The organism is Mycobacterium sp. (assembly GCF_035653355.1).
In the GTDB taxonomy this organism is placed as follows: Bacteria; Actinomycetota; Actinomycetes; order Mycobacteriales; family Mycobacteriaceae; genus Mycobacterium.
Window position 1 is genome coordinate 1 of the sequence record NZ_DASRBZ010000280.1, and the last position, 2,715, is coordinate 2,715.

Annotated in this window: 3 protein-coding genes; all 3 read right to left on the bottom strand. The window is 67.4% G+C overall.

The genetic code is table 11. The features are described 5' to 3' along the window. Window positions 1-1,338, bottom strand: a 1,338-nt coding sequence (locus VFA16_RS09650; RefSeq protein WP_324967595.1) for a cobyrinate a,c-diamide synthase, incomplete at its 3' end; no start/stop codon positions are given. A 154-nt stretch (window positions 1,339-1,492) separates the two neighbouring features. Beyond that, window positions 1,493-2,107, bottom strand: coding sequence for a cob(I)yrinic acid a,c-diamide adenosyltransferase (gene cobO, locus VFA16_RS09655; protein ID WP_324967596.1), 615 nt, complete (start codon window positions 2,105-2,107; stop codon window positions 1,493-1,495). Window positions 2,108-2,126: 19 nt separating this feature from the next. Further along, on the bottom strand, window positions 2,127-2,715 hold a 589-nt coding region (locus tag VFA16_RS09660), incomplete at its 5' end, for a VWA domain-containing protein (protein WP_324967597.1).

Genomic DNA, 2,715 nt, shown 5'->3' on the forward strand with positions numbered 1-2,715 from the left:
GAAACGGGCCACCGCCTGCGGTGTGGCCGCCGGATGGCTGTGCAGGTACGACGCATGTACACCCGCGTGCACCGCTCCGTCTTGCATGGCGTTTGCTTCCCGGCCGCGATATACCCACGCCGGTTGGTAGGTGTCGGTGAAAGTGACTGCAGTGCGGTGGAATTCGTGGCCGACAACACGTTGTCCGGTGTGATACAGCGGCGACTCACTCACCGCAACGGCGTCGCGGTAAGCCAACGTCAGATGCTCACTGAATCGTGCCGATCCGGCCAGGATGTCGCACATCGGGTGACCGTCGAGCTCGGAGACGAGATAGGTCAGCCCTGCGCATTCCGCGTGCACCGGCGCGCCCGCGAGGGCCAGTGTCTTGATTTGTTGGCGGGCAACGTTGTTCGCGGACAGCTCCGCCGTGAACTGCTCGGGGAAGCCGCCCGGCAGAACGACGGCGGCACTGCCATCGGGCAAGGAGTCCACACAGGGGTCGAATTCGACGACGTCGGCACCGGTGGCCCGCAACAGTTCCGCATGCTCGGCGTAGCCGAAACTGAACGCCTTGCCCGCTGCCAGCGCCACGGTGACAGAAGTGCGCTCGACGTCACCAACTGCGGCGAACGGATCCCAGGGCGGATCAGCGACCCGGCTGGCCGCGGCGGCCGCGACGGCGCCGACATCGACGTGGCGAGAAATCAGTGTCGTCATCGCGTCGACTGCCTCATGCGCGCGGCGACCGTATTCGACGGCGGTGATGAGGCCCAGATACCGGGTGGGCAACTCGATTTGGTCGGTTCGGGGTATGGCGCCGAAAACGGCGACACCGGCGTGCTCGCAGGCTTGTCGCAGCACCTGTTCGTGCCTGGGTGATCCGACCCGGTTTAGCACAACGCCGGCGATGCGGGTGGCGGCGTCGAACGTCGAGAACCCGTGCAGCAGTGCAGCGATGCTGTGACTTTGGCCGCGCGCGTCGACCACCAGGATCACCGGGGCGCCGAGTAGGGCTGCGACGCGGGCGGTGGACCCTGCCGCGGGGATAGTCGGGTCAGGGCCGATGCGTCCGTCGAACAAACCCATGACGCCTTCGGCGACGGCGATGTCGGCACCGACAGCGCCGTGGGCGTATAGCGGGCCAATTAGCTGTTCTCCCACCAAGACTGGGTCGAGGTTGCGCCCGGGCCGCCCGCAGGCCAGCGCGTGATAGCCAGGATCGATGAAGTCCGGGCCAACCTTGAATCCCGCGACCCGGTGACCAGCCTGTCGCAATGCCCCCATCAAACCCGTTGCGACAGTGGTCTTTCCGCTCCCAGATGCCGGCGCGGCGATAACGACGGCGGGAGCGCTCACCGTCTCGCCCTATGCCGCGAGCGGGCGCATAATGACGGCGTCAGCGGCGTGTCGACGTACAAACACGCCCGCTCGCCGGGAGAAGTCTCGCCGGGAGAAGTCTCGCCGGGAGAAGTCTCGGCGGGAAGAGTTTCGCCGGGCAATGCAACGGAGCTCACCACTCGATGCCCTTCTGGCCTTTGCGGCCGACGTCCATCGGGTGCTTGACCTTGCTCATCTCAGTAACCAGGTCAGCGGCCGCGACGAGCCGCGGCGCGGCGTCACGCCCGGTGATCACCACATGCTGTCGGCCAGGGCGGGCCAGCAGCGTGTCGACCACTTCGTTGACGTCGACCCAGCCCCACTTGAGTGGGTAGGTGAACTCGTCGAGCACGTAGAAGTCGTGCTGTTGCCCGGCGAGTCGGCGCGCGATCTCTGCCCACCCGTCGGCGGCCGCGGCGGCATGATCGTCGACACTGCCGGGTTTGCGCGACCAGGACCAGCCGGCACCCATCTTGTGCCACTGCACCGGGCCGCCGATGCCCTGTTCGTCGTGCACCCGGCCAAGCTGGCGGAAAGCCTCCTCTTCGCCGACCTTCCATTTCGCACTCTTGACGAACTGGAACACTGCGATGTCCAGGCCGGCGTTCCACGCGCGCATCGCCATCCCGAACGCGGCGGTCGACTTGCCCTTGCCGGCACCGGTGTGCACGGCGAGCACCGGCAGGTTGCGCCGCGCCCGCGTGGTCAGCCCATCGTCGGGAACCTGCAGTGGACGGCCTTGTGGCATAAGCGTTTACTCCACCCGCTCAGGCCACACGGCGCACAGCATGGGTCAGACGATCGGCACGCAACTGATCCAGCCGCATCGTCGGCGCTCCCAGCTGCACAGCCAATTGCTCGGCGAGTCCTAATCGCACGTAGGACGTCTCGCAGTCGACGACCACCGCGGATGCGCCCTCGGCAACCAGACGTGCAGCCGCTAACCGACTGCGGCCCAACGGATCTGGGCCGGCGGTGGCCCGCCCGTCGGTCAGCACTACCACCAGCGGTCGGCGGGCTCGGTCGCGCACCTTCTCCCTCACCACCAATTCGCGGGCAGCCAGCAAGCCTTCGGCCAGCGGGGTTTTGCCGCCGGTATCGAAGTGCGCCAACCGGCGGCCGGCGATGTGCGCCGACGAGGTCGGCGGGAGCAGCAACTGCGCACCCAGCTCGCGGAAGGTGATCACCGCGACCTTGTCGCGGCGCTGGTAGGCATCGCGCAGCAGCGACAGCGTGGCGCCGCTGACCGCGGCCATCCGGTCGCGGGCGGCCATCGAACCGGACGCGTCGACGACGAATATCACCAAATTGCCTTCCCGTCCCTCACGTATCGCGCGGCGAACGTCGCCTGGCTGC